Source organism: Desulfoluna sp. CLI2B (assembly GCF_056847375.1).
In genome coordinates this window covers 3159252-3179852 of the sequence record NZ_CP186557.1, presented here as the reverse complement: position 1 = coordinate 3179852, position 20601 = coordinate 3159252, and the positions used below count along the sequence as shown (strand labels likewise).

The 20601-nt window shown below is 59.2% G+C and carries 19 protein-coding genes; 10 read left to right on the top strand and 9 right to left on the bottom strand.

Annotated features, from left to right (window positions below; translation table 11 throughout):
* Positions 1 to 31: 31 nt before the first annotated feature.
* Positions 32 to 676, top strand: coding sequence for a manganese efflux pump MntP (locus ACOYW2_RS14930; protein WP_482423604.1), 645 nt, complete (start codon positions 32 to 34; stop codon positions 674 to 676).
* A gap of 9 nt (positions 677 to 685) precedes the next feature.
* Here ACOYW2_RS14930 and ACOYW2_RS14925 read toward each other — a convergent pair whose 3' ends face one another.
* The 3 genes from ACOYW2_RS14925 to rapA all read right to left on the bottom strand — a co-directional run bounded on the left by ACOYW2_RS14925 (position 686) and on the right by rapA (position 4954).
* On the bottom strand, positions 686 to 1543 hold the full coding sequence (locus tag ACOYW2_RS14925) for a DNA ligase (protein ID WP_482770944.1): 858 nt from the start codon (positions 1541 to 1543) through the stop codon (positions 686 to 688).
* A gap of 3 nt (positions 1544 to 1546) precedes the next feature.
* On the bottom strand, positions 1547 to 1909 hold the full coding sequence (locus tag ACOYW2_RS14920) for a hypothetical protein (RefSeq protein WP_482770943.1): 363 nt from the start codon (positions 1907 to 1909) through the stop codon (positions 1547 to 1549).
* Between the two features lie 279 nt (positions 1910 to 2188).
* Positions 2189 to 4954 carry an RNA polymerase-associated protein RapA gene (gene rapA / locus ACOYW2_RS14915; protein ID WP_482770942.1) on the bottom strand — a complete coding sequence of 922 codons (2766 nt, stop codon included), beginning with the start codon at positions 4952 to 4954 and terminating at the stop codon, positions 2189 to 2191.
* A 309-nt stretch (positions 4955 to 5263) separates the two neighbouring features.
* On the opposite strand from rapA, the gene ACOYW2_RS14910 reads away from it, so the two are divergent.
* The 8 genes from ACOYW2_RS14910 to ACOYW2_RS14875 all read left to right on the top strand — a co-directional run bounded on the left by ACOYW2_RS14910 (position 5264) and on the right by ACOYW2_RS14875 (position 12615).
* Positions 5264 to 5641 (top strand): hypothetical protein, encoded by a 378-nt coding sequence (locus tag ACOYW2_RS14910; protein ID WP_482770941.1) that lies wholly within the window; start codon positions 5264 to 5266, stop codon positions 5639 to 5641.
* A 10-nt stretch (positions 5642 to 5651) separates the two neighbouring features.
* Complete coding sequence (locus ACOYW2_RS14905) at positions 5652 to 5957, top strand: hypothetical protein (protein WP_482770940.1); 306 nt, start codon at positions 5652 to 5654, stop codon at positions 5955 to 5957.
* A gap of 128 nt (positions 5958 to 6085) precedes the next feature.
* Positions 6086 to 7666 carry a DUF2293 domain-containing protein gene (locus tag ACOYW2_RS14900; protein ID WP_482770939.1) on the top strand — a complete coding sequence of 527 codons (1581 nt, stop codon included), beginning with the start codon at positions 6086 to 6088 and terminating at the stop codon, positions 7664 to 7666.
* A 76-nt stretch (positions 7667 to 7742) separates the two neighbouring features.
* Positions 7743 to 8576: a zinc transporter ZupT gene (gene zupT, locus ACOYW2_RS14895; protein ID WP_482415675.1), complete on the top strand. Its 834-nt coding sequence runs from the start codon at positions 7743 to 7745 to the stop codon at positions 8574 to 8576.
* Between the two features lie 196 nt (positions 8577 to 8772).
* Positions 8773 to 8910 carry a hypothetical protein gene (locus ACOYW2_RS14890; protein WP_175469871.1) on the top strand — a complete coding sequence of 46 codons (138 nt, stop codon included), beginning with the start codon at positions 8773 to 8775 and terminating at the stop codon, positions 8908 to 8910.
* 494 nt (positions 8911 to 9404) lie between these two features.
* A complete protein-coding gene (gene hisD / locus ACOYW2_RS14885) occupies positions 9405 to 10715 on the top strand; it encodes a histidinol dehydrogenase (RefSeq protein ID WP_482415676.1) in 1311 nt (436 codons plus the stop codon).
* Positions 10716 to 11452: 737 nt separating this feature from the next.
* Positions 11453 to 12172, top strand: coding sequence for a hypothetical protein (locus ACOYW2_RS14880; RefSeq protein ID WP_482770938.1), 720 nt, complete (start codon positions 11453 to 11455; stop codon positions 12170 to 12172).
* Between the two features lie 212 nt (positions 12173 to 12384).
* Entirely contained in the window at positions 12385 to 12615 is a 231-nt protein-coding gene (locus ACOYW2_RS14875; RefSeq protein WP_482770937.1) for a VF530 family protein, read from the top strand.
* A gap of 39 nt (positions 12616 to 12654) precedes the next feature.
* Here the strand turns inward: ACOYW2_RS14875 and ACOYW2_RS14870 are convergent, their stop codons facing one another.
* The 5 genes from ACOYW2_RS14870 to ACOYW2_RS14850 all read right to left on the bottom strand — a co-directional run bounded on the left by ACOYW2_RS14870 (position 12655) and on the right by ACOYW2_RS14850 (position 18689).
* Positions 12655 to 13383, bottom strand: a complete 729-nt coding sequence (locus tag ACOYW2_RS14870) for a DUF1638 domain-containing protein (RefSeq protein WP_482770936.1) — start codon at positions 13381 to 13383, stop codon at positions 12655 to 12657.
* Between the two features lie 90 nt (positions 13384 to 13473).
* Positions 13474 to 14370: a GTP-binding protein gene (locus ACOYW2_RS14865; RefSeq protein WP_482770935.1), complete on the bottom strand. Its 897-nt coding sequence runs from the start codon at positions 14368 to 14370 to the stop codon at positions 13474 to 13476.
* Positions 14371 to 14531: 161 nt separating this feature from the next.
* Positions 14532 to 15185 (bottom strand): cobalamin B12-binding domain-containing protein, encoded by a 654-nt coding sequence (locus tag ACOYW2_RS14860; RefSeq protein ID WP_482770934.1) that lies wholly within the window; start codon positions 15183 to 15185, stop codon positions 14532 to 14534.
* Between the two features lie 136 nt (positions 15186 to 15321).
* Complete coding sequence (locus ACOYW2_RS14855) at positions 15322 to 16698, bottom strand: monomethylamine:corrinoid methyltransferase (protein WP_482415681.1); 1377 nt, start codon at positions 16696 to 16698, stop codon at positions 15322 to 15324.
* A 593-nt stretch (positions 16699 to 17291) separates the two neighbouring features.
* Positions 17292 to 18689: a trimethylamine methyltransferase family protein gene (locus ACOYW2_RS14850; protein ID WP_482415682.1), complete on the bottom strand. Its 1398-nt coding sequence runs from the start codon at positions 18687 to 18689 to the stop codon at positions 17292 to 17294.
* Here ACOYW2_RS14850 and ACOYW2_RS14845 point away from each other — a divergent pair.
* Complete coding sequence (locus tag ACOYW2_RS14845; RefSeq protein ID WP_482770933.1) at positions 18672 to 19028, top strand: hypothetical protein; 357 nt, start codon at positions 18672 to 18674, stop codon at positions 19026 to 19028. The genes ACOYW2_RS14850 and ACOYW2_RS14845 overlap by 18 nt on opposite strands.
* A 413-nt stretch (positions 19029 to 19441) precedes the next feature.
* Here the strand turns inward: ACOYW2_RS14845 and ACOYW2_RS14840 are convergent, their stop codons facing one another.
* Positions 19442 to 20437, bottom strand: a complete 996-nt coding sequence (locus tag ACOYW2_RS14840) for a TRAP transporter substrate-binding protein (RefSeq protein ID WP_482415684.1) — start codon at positions 20435 to 20437, stop codon at positions 19442 to 19444.
* Positions 20438 to 20601: the final 164 nt, after the last annotated feature.

The window sequence follows — 20601 nt, the reverse complement described above, 5'->3', positions numbered from 1 at the left end:
TGAAAATTCTTTAGATGGATACCCTTTCACCATGCCGACGGCTTCGGGGATGATTCCGGGGCGGTGGCTGGGGCAAGGGCCCGATTGTGATGTGTGTGCCGTGGAACTGATTCCTTTGATCTCCCTTGCCGTGGCCCTTGCCATGGATGCGTTTGCCGTTGCCGTTGCCGTGGGCATCAGACTCAAGACCGTCAACCCCAGGCAGATGTTTCGCCTTTCCTGGCATTTCGGCCTGTTCCAGGCCATGATGCCGGTGCTGGGGTGGAGCCTTGGGGTAAATGTTCGCTCCTTTGTGGAGAGCTTTGATCACTGGATTGCCTTCGGGCTCCTTGCCTTTGTGGGAGGCAAGATGATCTGGGAGGCGTTCCATGAAGACGAGGAGGCCGAGGGCGCCCAGGACCCCACCCGTTCCGTGAGCCTCGTGGTTCTCTCCCTCGCCACCAGTATCGATGCGCTTGCCGTGGGATTTTCCATGTCCGTCCTGGATGTGGCCATCGCCTTTCCCGCCGTTGTCATCGGCATAACCGCCTCAACCTTTACCCTTCTGGGCATGCAGCTCGGCAGCCGGTTCGCCTCCTCGTCCCGCCTGGGCCATTGGGCCGAGATCTTCGGCGGCGTGGTGCTTTTCCTCATCGGATTTCATATCCTCTACGAACACGGCTGTCTGGGGGGATAACGGGCGGTATCAGTCTGTCCGGACCCTCATGAAGGATGCAAACCGCGGTTTTCCGGTGTGGGTGAAGCCGTGGTACCTGAAAGTGACCACCGCTCCCCGGGGGGGAGGATTCTGTCGCGCCTCATCGGAAAATCCGGTGCCGAGGTTGAACTCCACCCCGTTATCCAGCCTGATTTTAAGGCTTCCCATCATTCCCTTGTATTTTCCTTTGCCCTCATTGATGCCCATGATGGTCCCCTCCATGTCCGAGGCGTGCTTGACCTTGAGAACGTGGGGCGACCTGCCGGTGTGGTAGGCAAGGTGCGGGTTTTTCACGATGATGCCTTCACCTCCCTTGCCCTTGATATCCGCCATGACGTGCTCTAAGTGCTCGGGGCCTTTGCAGGGAATTTGCGGGATGATGCGTGCCGGGGTTTCGGGGTGGGCGTTGAACCAGCGCCTGGCGCGGTCCAGGCGGTGGGGAAAGGGACCCGGGGCGTTGGGGACCTCGAAGATGTTGTAGGTGATTCGCCGCCACCCCTCTGATGGGGTGTGATCCATGACGGTACGCTGGATAAAGGAAAAATCCCCGCGCGCACTCCAGAGTTCGCCGTCGAGTTCAAAGGGGGGAAAATCCCGGGTGAACCAGGCAGGGGCATGGATACGCTTTCCCTTGCGGGTGATAAGGGCGGTGCCGGTCCAGTAGCCGCGAATTCCGTCGAGTTTTTCGCTCATGAACCATCCGGTGACCTGTTCATCGCCGGAGTAGGTGGCGGCTTTCTGCAGGGCCGGGGGGGCAGCCGGGGAGGGAAGGGGGGCCAGGAAGAGACTCCCCAGGAGGATCAGGCTCAAGGTGGTCAGGCTCAGGCACCGATGGGGGCGGGGCATGGGTCAGCTCCCGGTATCCATGGGCCCGGATGGGGACATGGCCGGGGGCCTGGCAAAGTCGATCTCTTCAAGCCGGGTCTTGGGGTCTAGTTTTTTGTAGTAGAACTCGCCGTGGCCGGGGGTGCACATTTTCAGGAAACCGTCGTCGGTTTTGCGGGCCACAAGAGAAAATCGGTCCCGGTTCTGGTGCTTGAGGGTGACGGTGTCGTCTGTTACCGACACATCCAGCAGGAGCCGGTCCCAGCCCTTTCTGGGGGAGTATTTTCGCAGATCGCCGTCGGGGCTGAAGAGCAGGAGATGTTTTTCCCGGGGGCATTTGAGGGCCATGGGTGCCTCGCCCGGGGCGCTCTCCGACGCCACTGCCACGTGGAGCCACCTGGGGTCAATAGCCGAGGTGCACTCAGCGGGAAGGGTGTTTGAATCGTTCCCGTACCGAAGGTGAGAAACAGGGCAAAAAGAAACTGGGGCATACATATCTCCAATCTGTGATTGGTAAGGTTGTATGGCGACGATGAATACTTTACTAATACGCGAAATCGCGACAATGATCAAGGATAGAACTGCGGATCAGTGTTTATTGTGTGTGCGAAAGGTGTTTACGCCCCGGGCCCGAAAGGCCCGTAACAGACTTTCGGAAGGGGGATGTCAGGGCATAAGCAGCACAAGGCGCAGGGCGTCCAGACGGACTCTGCACCCTTTCAGGGCCGTTGCCATGGCCTGCTTTTCGGTGGGCAGGTCTGCCTCCGTGACGTCGGGGTTGGTGGCCTTCAGGGCAGTGAGCCGGGAGATTTCGCGGTCCATGAAGGATGCCATGGTTGCGGTGGCCGTACGGGCAAGGGTGCGGCCCTCGGCATCCATTGCCGCGGTTCCCTTTTCCATGAGCATGGGGAGGAGTTCCCGTGCCAGCTCAGGGTGGTCGGAGAGCCAGGAAGGGGGAAGGTCCTCAAGGGGTTCTGCAAGGGTGTCGGCGATGCGGCGGGCGGGGACGACTTCTCCCTGGTGGTTCAGGGCAATGCGAAAGGGGGCTGTGGGGAGAAACCGATCCACACCCAGTCGGGCGGGAGCCACGCATTCGGGAACACCGATGAGCTCCAGAAGGAGCCCGTGCTCACCGGCCCCCGGGAGACAGGCCAGGGCCGCGTTGCCGGTGTCGGATCCGAGGAAGGACTCCAGGGCGCCCACCACCATGGGGTGATCGGCGGTGAGGAATTCGATCTCTTCGCGTTTCAGGGCGGTGGCGCGGTCAAAGGTGGCCACCAGCGGGTTGCGTCGGAAGGGAGGGAGGGGAAGGGAGGGCTCGTCGTTCTCCTTGAGCCCCAGAAGGAGAGCCTTTTCCCCTGCGCTGTCCACCTCGATGCCGTGGTGCCTGAAGAGGCGGAGGATAAAGTGGGGAAGGGCCGTGTCGCTGTCGCTTTTTTTGACCTTGTCCAGCAGCCCTTTGATGCGTTCCGGGCGGTTGGCCGCAAGTTCCAGAAGGCGATCCCTCCCCTTTTCCAGGGTTGCCGCAAGGTCTTGGGAGAAATCACGGGTTTCGGCAAGGAGTGCGGTCAGGCCTGCCTCGGGGAAGGGGCCGGTTCCCGTGGCCTCTGCCATGAGGCTTTCGAGGCGTGCCCTGAAGGCGGCTCCGATGGTGTGAAGGCCGGGAACGCAGCGTGAAAAGAGTCCCACGGCGTCGTACCATCGCGCGGCAATCTCGGTGGCGCTCCGGGCGAGGAAGGGGACATGGATGGTGATGTCGTGCTCCTGGCCGATGCGGTCGAGGCGCCCGATGCGCTGTTCCACCTTCTCCGGGTTGACGGGCAGGTCAAAGAGAACCAGGTGTTTAGCGAACTGGAAATTGCGCCCTTCGCTGCCGATCTCCGAGCAGATGAGAAGCCGTGCACCGTCTTTTTCCGAGAACCAGGCGGCGTTTCGGTCCCGCCGGATGAGGGGCATCTCTTCGTGAAAAAGGGCGATTTTGACGGAGAGGTGGTGCCCAAGGGCCGATTCGATGGCCAGGGCCTTGTCCCGGGAGGTGCAGATGACGAGGAATTTTTCATCCCGGTGGGCCTTGAGCTGCTGTGCCAGCCAGTGGATCCTGGGATCTTCGGCGAGGCCGGGCATGGGCACATCCGGTTGCGTGTCGTGGCGCAGTTCGTCCCGGTGAAGGGCAAGGGACGGTTCCGGGGCGCTTAAGCTGCAGAGGTTGGGAATACGGCCTGCAAACCCCTGGATGGTTTTTCGGGTGTTCCGGAAAATGACCCGGCCGGGGCCGTGGCGGTCCAGAAGGTCGTCCACCATGGCCGGGCCATCGGTTTCAGGGGCCGTTGTCAGGGTGGCGAGGGTTTTCTGCTCCGATGCGGAGAGCGTTTCGTTGTCCAGAAGTTTTCCGGCGAGGGTGGCGATGCGTCGGTGGCCCTCGGCTTCCTTCTGGTAGGCGTCGAAGTCGGGGTAGCGGGCCGGGTCCAGAAGGCGAAGCTGGGCAAAGTGAGCTTTTCGCCCCATCTGCTCGGGTGTGGCCGTGAGAAGGAGCAGGCCCCGGCAGGTGCGGGCCAGTGCTTCCACGCCTCGGAAGCTGCGCCCCTGGGGGGCCATGTGATGGGCTTCGTCCACCACCACCATGTCAAAGCCAGCGTTCAGGGCGTGGCCCATGGTTTGCTTCGTTTCCAGAATGGTCATGGGGGCCAGGAGCAGCTGGTCATCTGTAAAGGGGTTGGATGCCGGGTCGCGCTGGGCTGTGTCTGATAGATGCTCTTCGTTTGCGATGCGGAAGTGGAGGTTGAAGCGCCGCAGGAGCTCCACGAACCATTGGTGGATCAAAGCGTCCGGGACGAGAATCAGGACCCTGGAGACCTGCTCGGTGAGAAGGAGGCGGTGAAGGATAAGGCAGGCCTCAATGGTTTTTCCCAGGCCCACCTCATCTGCCAGGAGCACTCGGGGAAGGCGGCGCTGGGCCACTTCCCGGGCGATGTGGAACTGGTGGCCGATGAGGTCCACGCGTCCCCCTAAGAACCCACGCACCGGAGAGGCCTTGGCCGCCAGATGATGGGAGATGGCCTCGGCGCGGAGGTCGAAGAGCTCGGACCCATCTGAAAAACCGCCTGTCAGACGGTCCAGGGGAGCGGAGGCGCCCAGGGTATCGGAAAGCTCCGACTCCGGAAGCTGCTGCCCGTTCCCACAGTAGACAAGGATTCCTTCGACTTCCTCCACCGTGTCCACGGAAAAGGTGGTTTTGCTGCGGCTCGTGACGGCGTCCCCGGGCTGAAAGGTGACGCGGCGAAGGGGGGCGGCGGCCGCCGCGTATTGCCTGGTGCAGTCGCTCTCTTCAAATCGGACGGTGACCCGCCGCAATTCCACGGCGCAGACCGTGCCCAGCCCAAGTTCCGGTTCGGTTTCACTGACCCAGCGCTGACCCACAACAAATGGATTCATCAATGCTCTTTCCTTCGCCTTGTGATAACGTCTAATGTGTTTGAGTCCCGGCCATGGCACCATGGCAAAACGCCCGATGCAATATACCAAATAGCGTCAAATATCCAGATTATTCTGCGGGATTTGTCTGCGATGGTCGGGCGAGGTTCGCAGGGGGGAACGTTTTTTTGCCTCGGCGTACCGGGAAGTCGCTGTTGCATTTGTTGAGATTACTATTATACTAAACATGATGGATTTGCGGCCTTTCCAGGCCCGGAGATACTTACCATAAGGGCGACGACGGTCCGCCAAGAAAAGCGAGGTGAGAACATGAACAAGGAAAACACCGGCAGGCTCCCCCGGACGGGCTCCTGTGCCGCAGGGCTTGGCCGTGTCCTGGCCGTAGCGGTGGTGCTGGCATGGCTGGTCGTCCCGCCTTCGTTTGCCGGGGCGGCATCGTATGGCGAGTCCGCTGGCGATGCGCCTTCAGAGACCAGTGTTCCCGAAGGGGCAAAGGAAAATCTTCCCCCCTCCAACGTGGATATCACCAAGCCCAGCAGCTCCACCGACGTCCTGATGGATGCGTACAACCGACGAATTCAAGGGGTGATGGAACAGGCCGACCCCTTTGCCTACGTGGCGCCTGAAGAGGCTTTTTCCGCGTCCAGTGCGTTGAAAAATAACCCGGAGTACAAAAAAGCCCTGTAGTTTTAGCAGCATGCAGCTCGTAGACGATGGGGCTGCCGAGGGCGGGGACCCAGGGTCCCAGGGGCTTTCCTCTGATCTGGAGAACGACCCCGCCCAGTCCTACGAGGACTTTTACGAGGCGCTGCTGGCCAGGGCCAAGGCCCGGGAGACCATGGGGCAGGTCCCGGATGTCCGGGAGCTGATCGAGGAGGCCATGGCCTCCATTTCCGAAGACGGCACCGGGGTGGATGCGGCGGTGACCGAACTCTACAAGGAGATGATGGAGCAGGTGTCGGGTCAGTCCGGCTCAGCGTCCCCCGAGGAGGAGACTCCCTGACTTTCCGCTTTTCTGTGATGAACCAGCGTCACCTTGCCTCCGGCGGTCCTGCCGGGGGCATCACTGAATAGTTCCCGTTGTTTTTTTTGTTTATCCTTGGATCATGTAACGGACCTGGCAGGCGTTTTATGGATGTGTCACCGTGGTTGCTGGTGGGGGTCTCAGCGGTTCTGTGTGTGCCCCCGGCCCTTGAGCTGAGGCAGATGACAAGGGGAGGAGCCCTGGCCTCAAGCGGCCTTTATCTCCTCCTCTTTTTTATGAGCTGCATGCTCATCGATCGTTTTCTCGTGCCCATTCCCGTGGCTGCCCTGGGTCCTCCTCCGCCCCCTGCAGACCGGTTTGCCGCCCGGCTGGCAAAAGACCCGGTGTGCAAGGCGTTAAAAGAACATGACCCGCAGCGGTACCGTGAGCTGGTGGCGGCCATGGTCTCCTCAGACCTTGACTCCATGGCCCAGGCCTATGCCTCCTTTAAGATCAACGGGATCCTTTCCCGGTCTCTTCGCGTTCACCTTCCCAAAGCATCGGATACGGCCCTTGTCCATTATATGCAGGCGATGTTAAGGGAACTGCAGGAGACGGCGTGGGAGCAGCCGGATGCCTGCCTGACCATGGGGATTGCTCCGGGGGCAGAGGCGGATCGGCCCTACTTTATGACGGGGGAGACGCGGGCCCTCTACACCGGTGTGTTCATCGAGGTGCTGGAGTCCGCATCCCATGGGGGGCACCCCGCCCCCAGCCGCGCGGCATTCAACAGGGCTGTGGCGCCCGTGATGGATGAACTTCGCGGCACTTACGGCCAGGACCTCCGCCTTCTGGCGGACCCCGGTCGCTACGTTATGGACGAAGGGGGCCGGGCCACCTATTGTCGTCTGGTCACGTCGTACTATGAGGCGGTTGCCTTTCAGCCGTCGGAAGACGCCGGTACGATTTTGCGGTGGCTCTACGCGCCCCCTGCCGCCGGACGACCTGAAGGCTGGGCAGTCAATGTACAGAGGCACGTTAACAGCAGAGAAACAAACGTAAGGACGGGTATGCCGGAAGAGAGTCGGGTCGTCAGACCGGGAAAGGCCGCAAGGCAGGTAATCAGTGATAACGGAGAGACCCTTGAAGCGCCAAAGGGCTGGGAGCTGCTGGCTCCCGGTGATGCGGCGCTGACACGGCGGGTGAAAAAGGCCGGCCCCCACTGGCAGGTTCAGGAGAAACGCGGGCGAAAGCTCTTTTCCCGTGGGGTGTGGGCCCCTGCCGACACCATCCGTTCCCTTCGGGAATGCCTGGAAAAGGAACGGGAGACCCCCGCCTATAAAAAAAAGCGCGCCTCGGACAAGGCACGCCGGGAAAAAGAGCAGGTCTCCTACGTGGAGGATTTTAAAGGGGCCGTGCTGGTGTTCCTTCGGTTTCATCCCCGTCACCAGGCGCTTGCCGAGGAGCTGGCCACGGCCGTGACCGCCCATGCATCCCCCGTGGGGAGCGGCACCGTGGCGCGTACCCGCCGCATTCCCATCGAGGAGAGGGCCAGTGCCGCCGTCATCGCCTGGCTGCGCCATCAGACAACCGCCTACGACAGCCTGCGAATTGCTCGCGTCAAGGGAGAACGGCGGCGGGTGCGGCGCCGCCTGGCCAAAGAGTCCGAGTCCATTCTCGAAGCATACCGGCGCGGAGAGGGTTTTGAGTCGTCTCCCCTGGAACGGGCCCTTGCGAAAAACCGTTGACACAAAGGGGAACACTCCTTCAAAATAAAAGCTCCGGTGTGCCCCTTCCAACCCCAGCCGACGTACTGGAGCCCCCATGTCCACAGCGATCCCTACGAGCACTGTCCTTTTTGCCTTCGGGCTCACGGCCTTTGCCGGGCTTTCCACCGGCATCGGCAGCGCCCTGGCGTTCTTCTCCAAAAAGACCAACACCAAATTCCTGGCGGTGTCCCTGGGTTTTTCCGCCGGTGTGATGATCTATGTCTCCATGATCGAGATTTTCGTCAAGGCAAGGGACTCCCTGACCCTGGCCGTGGGCCCCACCCTGGGGTACTGGTACACCACCCTGGCTTTTTTCGGGGGGATCGCCGTCATCGGGATCATCGATAAATTGGTGCCCTCCTTTGAAAACCCCCATGAATACCACAAAATAGAGGAGATGGGGCCAAATGGCGCCGACGCGGTGGAGGCCAAAAACGGGGCGCTCCTTCGCATGGGCATGTTTTCGGCCCTTGCCATCGGGATCCACAATTTTCCGGAAGGGCTGGCCACCTTCACCGGCGCCCTGCAGGATCCCACCCTCGGTATCTCCATTGCCGTGGCCATCGCCATCCACAACATTCCGGAGGGGATCGCTGTTTCCGTCCCGATCTATTTTGCCACGGGCAGCCGGAAAAAGGCCTTCGGGTATTCGTTTCTCTCAGGGGTGTCTGAGCCGGTGGGGGCCCTGGCGGGGTATCTTGTCTTCATGCGCTATTTCAACGACATGGTCTTCGGCCTGCTCTTTGCCTCGGTTGCCGGGATCATGGTGTTTATTTCCCTTGACGGGCTGCTGCCCACCGCAGAAAAATACGGGGAGCATCACCATGCCATTTATGGGGTGATTGCGGGAATGGCCGTGATGGCTGTCAGCCTTCTTCTTTTTGCCTGAGGGCGCACTCCGACTCGACGGTTTCAACGCTGCTCATTATTGAGGGCGATGAAACCGTTTTTTTGTGTTAAATTTTAGGTAAGCCTAAAAAAATTATTTGACACAAAAACAATCGATCTTATCTTGAGAGGTAACAAAGGATTTACCCTGTTGAAAACCCAATAAAAACAATCCCAATCCGGGAGGAGAACATATCATGAAATTTACCGAAACCGAACACAACTACATTGAAACCGATGAAGAGCGCGAGGAAGGACACATTGACGTCAGGACCCCGAACCTGGAGTGTGAAGGCCCCCTCGGGTGTGATCTCGGCATCGACGTGGCCGGATAGGCCCATTCACGCCACATGCTCCGGGTAAGATCCCGGGGCAAAGACAATTTGGTTTTGAAAGGCGCTGCTCAGTCAGCGCCTTTCCTGTTTTGTGGCACTGCGTGGAGCGTCCACCCGCAGAACTCGGCTTTTTTGAGATGGGCATCAGGTGGAGGCCACGCATATAATAAAGGAGCAATGGGCAAGGGGAGCAAAGGGGTCCCTTTGGAAAGCAAAGGGGAGCGCAGCAGGGGATGCGGCGCATGTCAGCCGGAGTGGTCAGTGACGGATGTATCAGATAGGCTTGTTTTAATCTTCAATTAATTCGATGAACTATCAGGGTGGTGCCGAATGCCTCAGATTGTGTGAACATATTTTATAAAATAAATTCGAAAAAAGATTATGAAAAATATTGACACAAATACTGACCGCAGCTATACATGATTCATCCTCACGTTGTGAGGGGTCAAACGCAGTTTTTTTGGATTGATTTTATATACATGTGGAGTGTGTCAATGGAATTTATCAAGAAAGCAGAGCTTAGCTTTGAAGAAGTAAGTGACCAGAAACGTGTGATCGTCGAGGGCATCCTCAAGGACATCGAAGCCCGCGGTGAAGAGGCGGTTCGCGAACTGGCCAAGAAATTTGACAACTGGGAAGGTGATTTCATCCTTTCCGAAGAGAAGAAGCAGGCTCTCATCGCGCAGGTTCCCCAGCGTGTTAAGGACGACCTCAAGTTTGCCTACGATCAGGTGTTTGGCTTTGCCCAGGCCCAGCGTGAGAGCATCGTTGAGTTCGAAAAAGAGACCCTCGAAGGCGTTCGCCTCGGCCAGAAGGTCATCCCCATGGAAGTGGCCGGTTGCTACGTTCCCGGCGGTCGTTTCGCCCACGCCTGCTCCGCCATCATGAGTGTGGCCACTGCCAAGGCTGCCGGCGTCAAAACCGTTGTTGCCTGCTCCCCCCCCCGTGGTGAGAGCATCGCTCCTGCCGTTGTTTACGCCATGGAACTTGCCGGCGCCGATATCATCATCGAGATGGGTGGTGTTCAGGCCATTGCCACCATGGCCTTCGGTCTCTTCAGCGGCAAGCCCGCAAACATCCTCGTAGGCCCCGGCAACGCCTTTGTTGCTGAAGCCAAAGCCATCCTGGCCGGTACCGGCCGCTGCGCCATCGACGTTTTCGCCGGCCCCACCGAGTCCTCAGTGATCGCCGACAAGACCGCCGATCCCATGACCGTAGCCATCGATCTGGTTTCCCAGGCAGAGCACGGCCTCGACTCTCCCGTATGGCTCCACACCGACTGCCGCGAGCTGGCCGAGAAGGTCAACGAGCTGATGCCCAAAGTCATCGCCGACATGCCCGATCCCGACACCCCCGCCACCTCCTGGAGGGATTTCGGTGAGATCGTTCTCTGCGAAGACCGTGAAGAGGTTGCCAAAGTCAGCGATCAGTACGCTTCCGAGCACGTACAGGTCATGGCCGAAGACCTCGACTGGTGGACCCAGCGTCTCACCAACTACGGTTCACTCTTCCTCGGCGAAGGTTCCACCGTACCCCAGGGTGACAAGTGCTCCGGCACCAACCACATCCTTCCCACCAAGAAGGCCGGCTACATGTCCGGTGGCCTGAACGTACACAAGTTCCTGAAGATCATGACCTACCAGGAGATCAAGCCCGAGGCCAACAAGGTCGTCAGCGGTGCTGCTTCCCGTCTCTCCCGCGTGGAGGGCATGGAAGGCCACGCCCGCGCCTGCGACTGGCGTCTGCGCAAGTTCTTCCCCAACGAAGAGTGGGACTTCGAAGTATACGACCAGACCAAGTACTAAGGGATTGGGGCATCATCGGAATATCTGATCGGTGGTGCCCATCTCAAGCTCCACCCTTCCGGGGCCCATTACCTTCCCGGGGCCCGGGAGTGCAAGCAAGACATAATCCCGACGCACACAGGAAGGGCTATGTTACAGGGATGAGACGGCACTTCCTGTGATGCGATTTTTATGTCGGGTTTACATATATTTTTTCCACCCCGCCGGGCGATGGACGCCACATTGCCTTCCGGGTTTACATATGAGTAATCCTTGATTACCGAGGCAGCCTGCGTGCAACTGGACCGTTGGCACGCGACAAGCTGGACATGTGGTGCAGGAGATATCCTGCCGGGCTGCCGACTTCTCTCCTTACATTCTGAAGAAGGCCGGAGGTACCCTAACGCCTCCGGCCTTTTTCGGTCTGGTTTCATACCGCCTGTTTCATGCCCCCACATGCAGCGGGCGGATGTCCTCCCGGGATGCCTTGAAGGCGAGGCTTTTCCGATGCAGACACGATGAAAAAAAAGGGCCGCACCCCCGAACAGGGTGCGGCCCTTTTTTTGTTGTGCGCATTAAGGCAGGGGGATACATGGGCAGGGGTAACGCATTTAGATTTTTGCCTCCGGTGGCCCTGCCGGAGGCAACTGAATGATTAAATGCGTTGACCCTGGATATATGGGGCCATTTTCTTGATTTTACAGGGGGAATGTGGTCTTCTTTGGGGACGTTGTGTGAACGCGTATCAGGGGGGCGGTATGAAACCTGTGGTGTTGGCCCTTTGGGCGTTTGTTGTCTTTTCTTCGGCATCTGCCGGTGCAGAGGAGGTCTGGAAGATCACCTCGTTGAACTGGGAGCCGTATTCCGGGGCCTCTCTGGCACACCAGGGGGGCGCCATCCAGAAGCTCAGGGAGCTCCTCAAAAAAGAGGGGATTCGGCTGCTGGTGGAGTTCTACCCCTGGTCCAGGGCACAGGCTCGGGCGCGGTCCGGGGAGTATGTGGGCTATTTTCCGGCATGGCCCGAGGAGGTCGGGTCTGATTTTGTGGCATCTCCGCCTGTGAGCTGGTCCGAGGTGGCGGTGATGAAGAACACATCGGGTTCTTTTTCCTACGACGGCCTGGATTCCCTGTTCAGGACCCATGTGGTGGGGGTGGTGAAAACCTACGCCTACCCCCGGCCCGTCAGCGATGCCATGGCCGCCTATCCCCACCATGTGGACGGTGCGCCCAATGATATGTCCCTGTTGAAGAAACTGGCCAGGGGGCGCCATATGGTTGCCGTGACCGATCCCAATGTGATGATGTTCCTGGCGGAAAGAGAAGGGATCGACAACATCGCGCCCATGGCCGTGGTTGTGAAAAGAGAGCTGGTTGTGGCTTTCAGAAACGACACGGAGAACAGGGCGCGTCTTGCCCTGCTGACGCGGTTGCTGGAGGAAGCTTCGGCCAAAGATGCCAAAGATAAAAAGAAAGAGTAACGATTCAGCTCAACATCGCCTCGGAGGCATACGCTGAATCGTAGCGATGAAGATAGCGTTGCGGATTGATCCCTGATGGGTGTACAAGGGGACAGGCCGGGCAGGTATGCGCCGGTTCAATCCGTTTACCCACCAAAAGCCTGTGGTACCGGCAGGGCCAGTTCCTTACCGACTGCACGTTTTTTTATGATGAAGGAAGGCAGTGCCCTTATATGAGTGAGACGCAAGTGAACAACCCCCTGCACGGGGTGACCCTGGAACAGATCGTGACCGCCCTGGTTGCACATTATGGCTGGGAGGCCCTGGGAAGTCGCATCCATATCCGGTGCTTCAACATCGACCCGTCGGTAAAATCCAGCCTGAAATTTCTTCGAAAAACCCCCTGGGCACGGAAGAAAGTGGAACAGCTCTACCTTGCCCTTCCCAAGAATACGCGAGCATAAAAGCAATACCCGGGCCTGCTGGGCTCCGGGACCAGATTCCTACCCCTGGTCGGTTTTTTTCGGCGTGATCACCTCGTCGGGGTCCATGCTCTGGCACACGGTGTGCCCGGGGGGGATGCGGACAAACCGGGCATCGTCCCAGGTGCCGGAGAGCAGCTCCGCCAGGTAGTCGGGGGCGCCTTTCATGGTTTCCAGGGGCAGGTTGGAGCGTCTGGCAGCCTCGGCGGCCTGCTCCCGGTACGATTCTCCCAGGCCGGGCCACTCGATGAGGCAGGCCCGGGTGTAATTGGCAAGAACCCCGTCTTCCATTTGCATGAGAAGCTCGGCCCGGTCTTCACCGTATTTTTCCACGTAGTGGGCAAGGCGGACCGTCCGGTTGTCCAGGTAGGGGATCACCGACCAGGTGAGCCATCCAGGGGAAAACCAGTAGGTGCCGCACTCCCGGCTGTGGGCTTCCCGGTGGGCGGAAACCGACCCCACAAGAAGGGGAATGCAGTCGTGTACCCTGGGAATGACCAGCTCGCAGCGGCCTGCAGTGACGCCATCAATCCCCTTGCCGCACAATCCGTACCCCAAAACAATGCGGGTAAGGTCCGGGTGCTCCTCTTCCACCCTGGCGATGGTGGCCCGAAGCTCCTGCTTTAAGAGCTTCGGCGTGTCGTGGAGTCCCTGCTTTAGAAAATGAAGGTCAGGGGCCTTTTCCATGTCCCTGCACAGCATCTCCAGCTCATAACGCATCACCTCACAGGCTATCACAGCCATCTTCATCGTTTGTTCTCCCTGCAAAAAACAGTGCTCCTTTCTATGCGACACGGTTCAGTCCGCCCCGGGCAGGCCTCTTGGTGAAAAAAGCGTTGTTTACGCAGCAAGGAACCCTGCGTCGGCAAGGTGCTGCCTGACTGCTTCGCCCTTGTCCTGCATGGTGATAACCACCACAGGGGTGAAGTTCTCTGCCTCCTCCCTTTTTTCGATCTCCGCGCCGGTGTCGGAGATGTAGTAGTGGCGACCGTTTTCCGTAAGGCATCCCTTGACCCGCAGGAGGTCCTCTTCGCGATTCAGGGCCTCAAGAAAGGCGTCCACCGATCCGTTGATGCTCTCCACGGTGAAGGCGTCGGGGCGGTTGTCCGAGGTGTTGAGGCTGGGCATCATGGCAAAGGGGTTTTCCATCTCTTTTTTCAGGAGGTCCACGTTGAATCGGCACTTGCGGGTCGGGAAGATCACGGCTCGGCTGTTTATTTTGCGGATGTAGGCTGTTGATGCCTCCATCTCTCCTGAGGTGGCGAGGTCGGTTTTGTTGAGGAGGATGTAGTGGGCGTTTGCCACCTGGCGCTCGATGGTGGCCAGGTTCTGGGCCAGTTTGAGGCTTTTGATGGCGTCAAAGACGCAGAGGGTGCACATCAGCTCACAGGCGTCCCCCAGCCCGGCATTTCGGATCATGGGGCCGATGCCCGAGGGGTCGGCCATGCCCGAGGCTTCCACCAGGATGAGGTCGGGGCTGCATTCGGTGAGGGCCTTGAGGCCGAGGACGAAGTTGTCCTTCAGGCAGGCGCAGAAAATGGACCCGCCGTTGACCTCGTAGAGCATGTCATCGGGCAGGCCCCGCCCGGAGAGGAGGGCTGCGTCCACGGGGACCTCACCGAAGTCGTTGACCAGCACGGCCACCTTCTTTTCCGGAAATTCATGGAGGAGATACTGCATGAGGGTGGTTTTTCCGCTTCCTAAAAAGCCGGTGAGAACAATGATGGGGGTTTTCATGGCAAGACTCCTTTTTATGCATGTCAGGTGACCGGTATACCTGTTTTTGGCGTGTTTGAAAACAGGGAAACCCGCTCCCCGAAATCCTGGATTTATCCGGTCGGGGAGCGGGTTTTCTTTTTTTGCAGGCATGGGGCAGGGCAAACCCCTTAAATCATACCTTAGGCCGCGTTGCCCATGAGCTGCTTGGCCATCTCAACGCACTTGGAGGCGTCTGCGGCGTAGCCGTCGCAGCCGGACTCTTCAGCAAACTGGGGGTTCAGGGGGGCACCGCCCACGAGGACCTTGTAGTTGTCACGCACGCCCTTGGATTTGAGGAGCTCAACGAACTCGGGGATAAAGGCCATGCAGGTGGTCATGAGGGTGGAGAGGCCCACGATGTCGGCGTTGTTCTCTTCTGCTGCGGCAAAGATCTCTTCCTTGGACTTGTCGCAGCCCAGGTCGATGACCTCAAAGCCGGCGGAGCGCAGCATCAGGGCCACAATGTTCTTGCCGATGTCGTGGAGGTCGTCCTTGACGGTGGCCATGACCACCTTGCCCAGCTTCTCATCGGCGTTGCCGGAGGCGAGCATGGCGGGCTCGATGATGGCAACGGCGGAGTCTGCGGCACGGCCTGCCAGCATGAGCTCGGGCAGGAAGCAGTCGCCGTTGGTGAACTTCTCGCCCATGATGTCGAGGCCGGCGCGGATGCCGTTGGTGATGAGGTCCACGGGCTCTACGCCCTCGGCAATGGCCTGGGTGGCGGTGTCGGCAGCAGCGGCTGCGTTGAGGGAGGTGATGGCATCGCGAAGGTTGTCAAAATGGGTCTGGGACATGGTGTACTCCTTTGTTTCTTACCTGATCGGGTGTTTTTTATTTATGGCCCGGAATGGGGTTGGGCATTCCGGTATGCCGTCTGTGGTCTGCGGGGGCCAGGCCGCCGGGCCGGCCCCTGCGGGTTGTGTGTCGGTCTTACTTGATGGGCACGCCCAGCTCCACGAGGTCGGCTTTCACCTCCTCGTACATCTTCTGGTAGAACGCCTTGGGAGTATTGGTGTCCAGGTCGAAGAGCTCGGGGTAGGTCATGCCCAGGTCGGGAGTGTCCAGGGTGTGCTCGTATTTTTCAAGGAGCTTGGCCACGATGGGGCTTGCCTGGGCCCTGGTGAGCTGGCTGGCCGCATCGGCCATCTCGGTGTGGAATCTGGCCTCAAGGGGCGTCATGCCGTCCATTTTGACGCCCGCAGCGGGGAAGGGGGTGCCGGTGGTGACCCCGGAGGTGACCCCGGTGAGGATGTAGGCGGCTGACTGGTAGAAGTACTCCTTGGTGCCTGCCCCTGCGGCAGAGTAGCCGGAGTTGTAGGTGGGCAGGTAGATGTTGCGGGAGATGGCCTGTGAGCCGAGGCCCAGTCCCCAGAGGAGCGGGCGTGAGGTGGAGATGGCGCCTTTGAGGGTTACGGGGAAGTTGAGGAAGTACTGGGCGCCCAGCATGCAGGACATCATGGCGTAGGCGGTGACACCCACGGCGATGCCTTCGGGGCCGCCGCAGTAGCCGCCCAGAAGGGTGCTGGCCTCACCGGCGATGTTGCCGCCGATCTCCTGAAGGAAGCAGATCTTGTTCAGGGTGTCCATCTTCAGCTTGTACTCGGGGTAGAAGGCGCAGAGCCAGCCGTCGGAGGTCCGGGTGCCGCAGTTGGGGTGACTGGCCGCCAGGGTGCTGACCGGGCCGCCGGAAGCGGGAACCACGTTGAATACGGGGAAGCCGGGACGACCGGCGTTCTCGGTGGCCTTGCGGGCCAGTTTCATGTTGTGGATGCAGGCCATGACCTCGGAGGGGTGAAAGGGCACGTTGGGGTCGCCCTGGCCGTCGGGGTCGTTCATCAGCGTGGGGATGGCCATGGAGTCTGCTCGGTCAATGCGGGCATACCCTTCCACAAGCTTGAGGAAGAGGTCGTCGTTGCTGGTGTAGATGCCGGAGCCGATGTGGCACCAGGGTCGGGAATTTTCGTCGGGCTTGCGGCATCGCCACTCCCTGCGGCTCTCCTTCTCACCGCCGATGCAGCGGGGGCGGGCCGACTCGCTGATGGCATAAAGGACTTCCTCTTTGGTGAATTTCACCACACGGCCCGTGTCCTGGCAGTACATGCCGGAATTGACAAAGAACTCAAGGGCAGCCTCGAAGACGCGGTCGGCCAGATCGTCATCGGACGAGACGGGGTCCTCGGGGTTGTACTTGATGTTGTATTTCTGGGCCATCTGCATCATGGCAGGGAAAACGACATTGATATCGTAATCGTTTTCATTCATTTCTTCGCCGTTGAGGCATCGTCGGTAGATGTCGATGATTTTCATGGGCCTGTCTCCTCCCAGAGAGAGTGTTGAGTCTATCCAGCCGGTGTCCGTACGGCCTGATTTTTACGGCAGTGGACCGCTTCCACTGTCGCATGGTCGCTGCTGGGTGTGTCCTGCCGAGATGTCTCCCTCTGAAGTTGAGGGGGAACGGGGCTGCCCGCCGTTGTGTCGCGGAGTGTCCGGCGCCGCGAAGGCGAAGGGGCTGGCCGGAGGGGCCATGCCGGGTCCCTTCTCACGTGGCTGGGCGCTTGGTTGCCGTCTCTCGGGGACGGTTTGTTTTTTTATGAAGGATTTTATAAAATAATCCCTGTTTTCTTGTCAAGCAATTCGTTGCTTAAAATAGATATTTTTTTGTTTTACAATTTGGGCAACAGAATATGCAATTCACCTTATATCAATGGTTTGTATGAACGAGTCATAGCAATGCAAAAATTGCTTAACCATTGGTCTTAGTGAGTTCTTTGTGAGTGATATTGGAGCCTGCGGCTTACCAATATCGTCAGCCGTCGGGGTGTCCTGCCCTCCGGTGTCGGGGTGGCCAACACCGGGAGCTCGATAGTGGGCATGGGTGCTGCCCGTTGCCGACGGGCTCCCTATGCTTCGCTGAGCTTGCCTTCCACAAAGGCGTTGACCGCCTTTTCCCGGTCTGCGTCCAGGAGGCTTTCCGGGGCCTCGGCAAGGAGTTTTTCCCAGCGTTCACGGGCCATGGTACTGAAATCTTTGGCACCTGCGTCGGCCCAGTTCTGGTAGGCCTCCTGGGTGGAGACCGTGGGGCGCCAGGTGTTTCGAAAGTTTGTCACGGTGGTGGGCTCCATGAAGTAGGTTCCCCTCGGGCCCGCGTGGACGATCTCGGAGACCGTGGTGTCCTTGTCCCACTCCTTAAGGCCCTCCAGGAGGCGAAGAACCCTGGAAAAGGCCTCCTCTCCGAGCATGATTTTTTCAAAGGAGGTGGAGTTCAGGGAGTCCAGGGAGCCGAAGCAGCCGTGGATCCAGTGGGCACCGGCCATGACGGCGTGAATGAGGGTCTGCATGGTCTCCATGCCGGCCTGGGCGTCCACCACCTTGGCGTCGGTGATGCCTGCCATGATGCGCACGGGGATCTTGTAACGCTCGACGGCCATCTGGATGCTGAGGCCGTTGATCATGTTGGCTTCCGGGGAGCCGTTGGCGTAAAGTCCGGACTTCATATCCGGTCGGCAGGAGGCAGGGCCCATGATGTAGGGCGTTCCCGGGTTCACGAGCTGAAGCAGGACGTTTCCGGCCAGCATCTCGGCGTTTTGCATGACCGCCGCGCCCATGATGCTCATGGGGGCGGAGATACCGCTCATGGCGCAGGTCAGGGTGCAGATGGCCTGCTTTTTCTTGGCGTGCTCGATCATGGTCTGCAGGGGAAAGGCCGCGTAGGTGAGGGGGCTCACCGGGTTGATGCTGGCAAACATGCAGGTGTGGTTGTCCAGGTAGCCCTTTTCGCCCTTGGCGATCTCAAAGAGCTCAAAGTACTCCTGGACCTCTTCGGTGGTACCCACAAAGCTGCGAAGGGGCTTGTCCGTGTGGCGGACCATTTCTCGGAAGACGTGCAAGTGGGGCTTTTTCACCGGAATGTCCGCCGGTTCCACGGGCCACCCGCCTCCGATGTCACAGATGTCGCTGGACTGGATGAGGGTGAAGAATTTGGTCAGGTCGTCCATGGTGCAGTCGCGGTAGCCGGTCTTGATGTCGTGGATGCGCACCGCGCCGAAGCTGGGGTCTGTGTGGGGGCGGGTCTGGCCTTCGCCCACCAGGAAGGATTTCTCTTCGTTGCGGCCGTGGAACATAAAAGAGCTGGGGGCCTGTTCAATGGTCTTTTCAAGGATGGCCCGGGGGATCTTGATGCGCCATCCGTCCACCTCGCATCCCCCGTCTTTCATGATCTGGCGGGCGGTTTCATCTTCAAAGTCCACGCCGCAGGTCTCAAGGACCTCCACGGTGGCTTCGTGGATCTGGTCGAGCATTTCATCATCCGCAAGTCTGAATCTGTTGGCTTTCAGCATTTAAAAACAACCTCCTCCTCAAATGGTGCGCGGGGTGTGTCGGCTTTCTGGGGCGTTGTTGCCGTCTCCGCGCTGATGAACGTCTTTTTTATAAAAGTTCGCAGTCGGATCCAGTCTGCGGGAACCACCGGCATCGTTGGCGGTCTGTTCCTTACTCCTGCTGGCTCCGGTTCATCCGAAAGGGTCTTCCCGGTGGTGCGTATGGGGGAATTTGAAAAGTTTCGAAGTTTTACTACAAACTCGAATCTGTCTCCCATAGTCGCCGTGGCTCGCTGGATGGGATGCGTCGGCCCAGTGTGACTCTGATCGGGACTCGATGCTTGCTTTTTCCAGTGTTTACGTGCCTTCGGCTGGTTGCTGCCGCCGGGATGACCGAGGCCCTCTTTATTCCTTTATGGCGGTCTCGGTGTTCCCTTGGTGTTTGACTGTTTTATATGAGCAACAACCATGCCAGAAATGGGTGTTTGAACATCTTTGCGGCAATGGAAAGGGAGTAAAGGGTCAGAGGGCACAAGGGCGGATGAAAAGGTGCTGGGGTGCTGAGGGATGCAGCGCAATGGCATCGGGGGATTTTTGCAAGGTGGGAGACAAAAGAGGGGGGGGTAAAAATGAGGAGGGGGGAGATGGGCTCTCCCCCCTTTGGTCAGGACGGGGTGTGCGGCAGGTGCCGTGCTTCACTGGCAACGCCCCTGCGGCACATCACCTTGGGTGGGTTACTTTTTACCGAGGGCCTTGAGGACCATGTCCAGGTTCTCTTTGCCGCCGATGAAGTCGTAGTACTCGGGCCATACGTTGTCCATGGCCAGTTTTTTCCACTGGGCTTCGTCTTCGAGGGTGCTGACTTCAACACCGCCTTTGATCATGCCCTCTTTGGCGTTGGCTGCTTCCAGGATCTGGTAGGCGATCCAGTACTGCTGAGTCTCCTGGGCTGCACGGGCGATAAGCTCTTTGGTTTTGGCGTCCCACTTCTTCCAGGTGCGCTCTCCTACGAGCATGGGCTGCAGGGAGTACTGGTAGTGCACCTCGGTCAGGTAGCTCTGAACTTCGTGGAACTTGGAGGTGTAGTTAACGATGTAGGGGTTGTCCTGGCCGTCAACAACGCCCTGCTGCAGGGCGGTGAAGGTCTCGGACCAGGCCATGGGAACGGGGTTGGCTCCCCAGGACTTGTAGGTGGCCATGAGGATTTTGTTCTGGGGGATTCGAATCTTCATCCCCTTGATGTCAGCAAGTTTCTTCACGGGCTGCTTGGAGTTGGTGATGAAACGGAAGTTGGAGTATCCCCAGTGCAGGATACGGAATCCGCCTTTTTTGGTACACAGCTCGTTCCAGTGGGTGGCAAGGCCGCCGGTGGTTGCCTTGATGGCATCGTAGTGGTTCTCAATGAGGTACGGCATGGTCAGGGTGCCGAGCTCTTTGACAAAGGGTACGGCGTTGCCGATACCCACATAGCAGAGATCAAGGGTCCCGCGACGGACGTTCTGAAGCATTTCGGTTTCCGTGCCGAGCTGGCCCCCCGGAAAAAGCTGCACCTCAATTTCGCCATTGGACTCGGATTCCACCGCCTGCTTGAAGAACCGGGCACCGTAGCCCTGGTCCGAATCCGGGGCATCTCCCATGCCGACTCGGATTACCTGTTTGGCGGATGCACCCTGTGCGGTCATGACCATGGCGAATACTGCGATGGCAGCGATACATAATTTCCTGAACATCACTTCCTCCTAACGTAGTTGTTGACTCATTGCCTTACCGGGGAACCGGGTGATTCCAGGCACCCAATCACGCATCTTGCCTGGGTGCGTGCCGGGGAGTCCGGACTTCCGGAAAAAGGCCTCCGGTCCTTGGAATGCCAAGGACGTCTTCCCGTGCGGGCCAG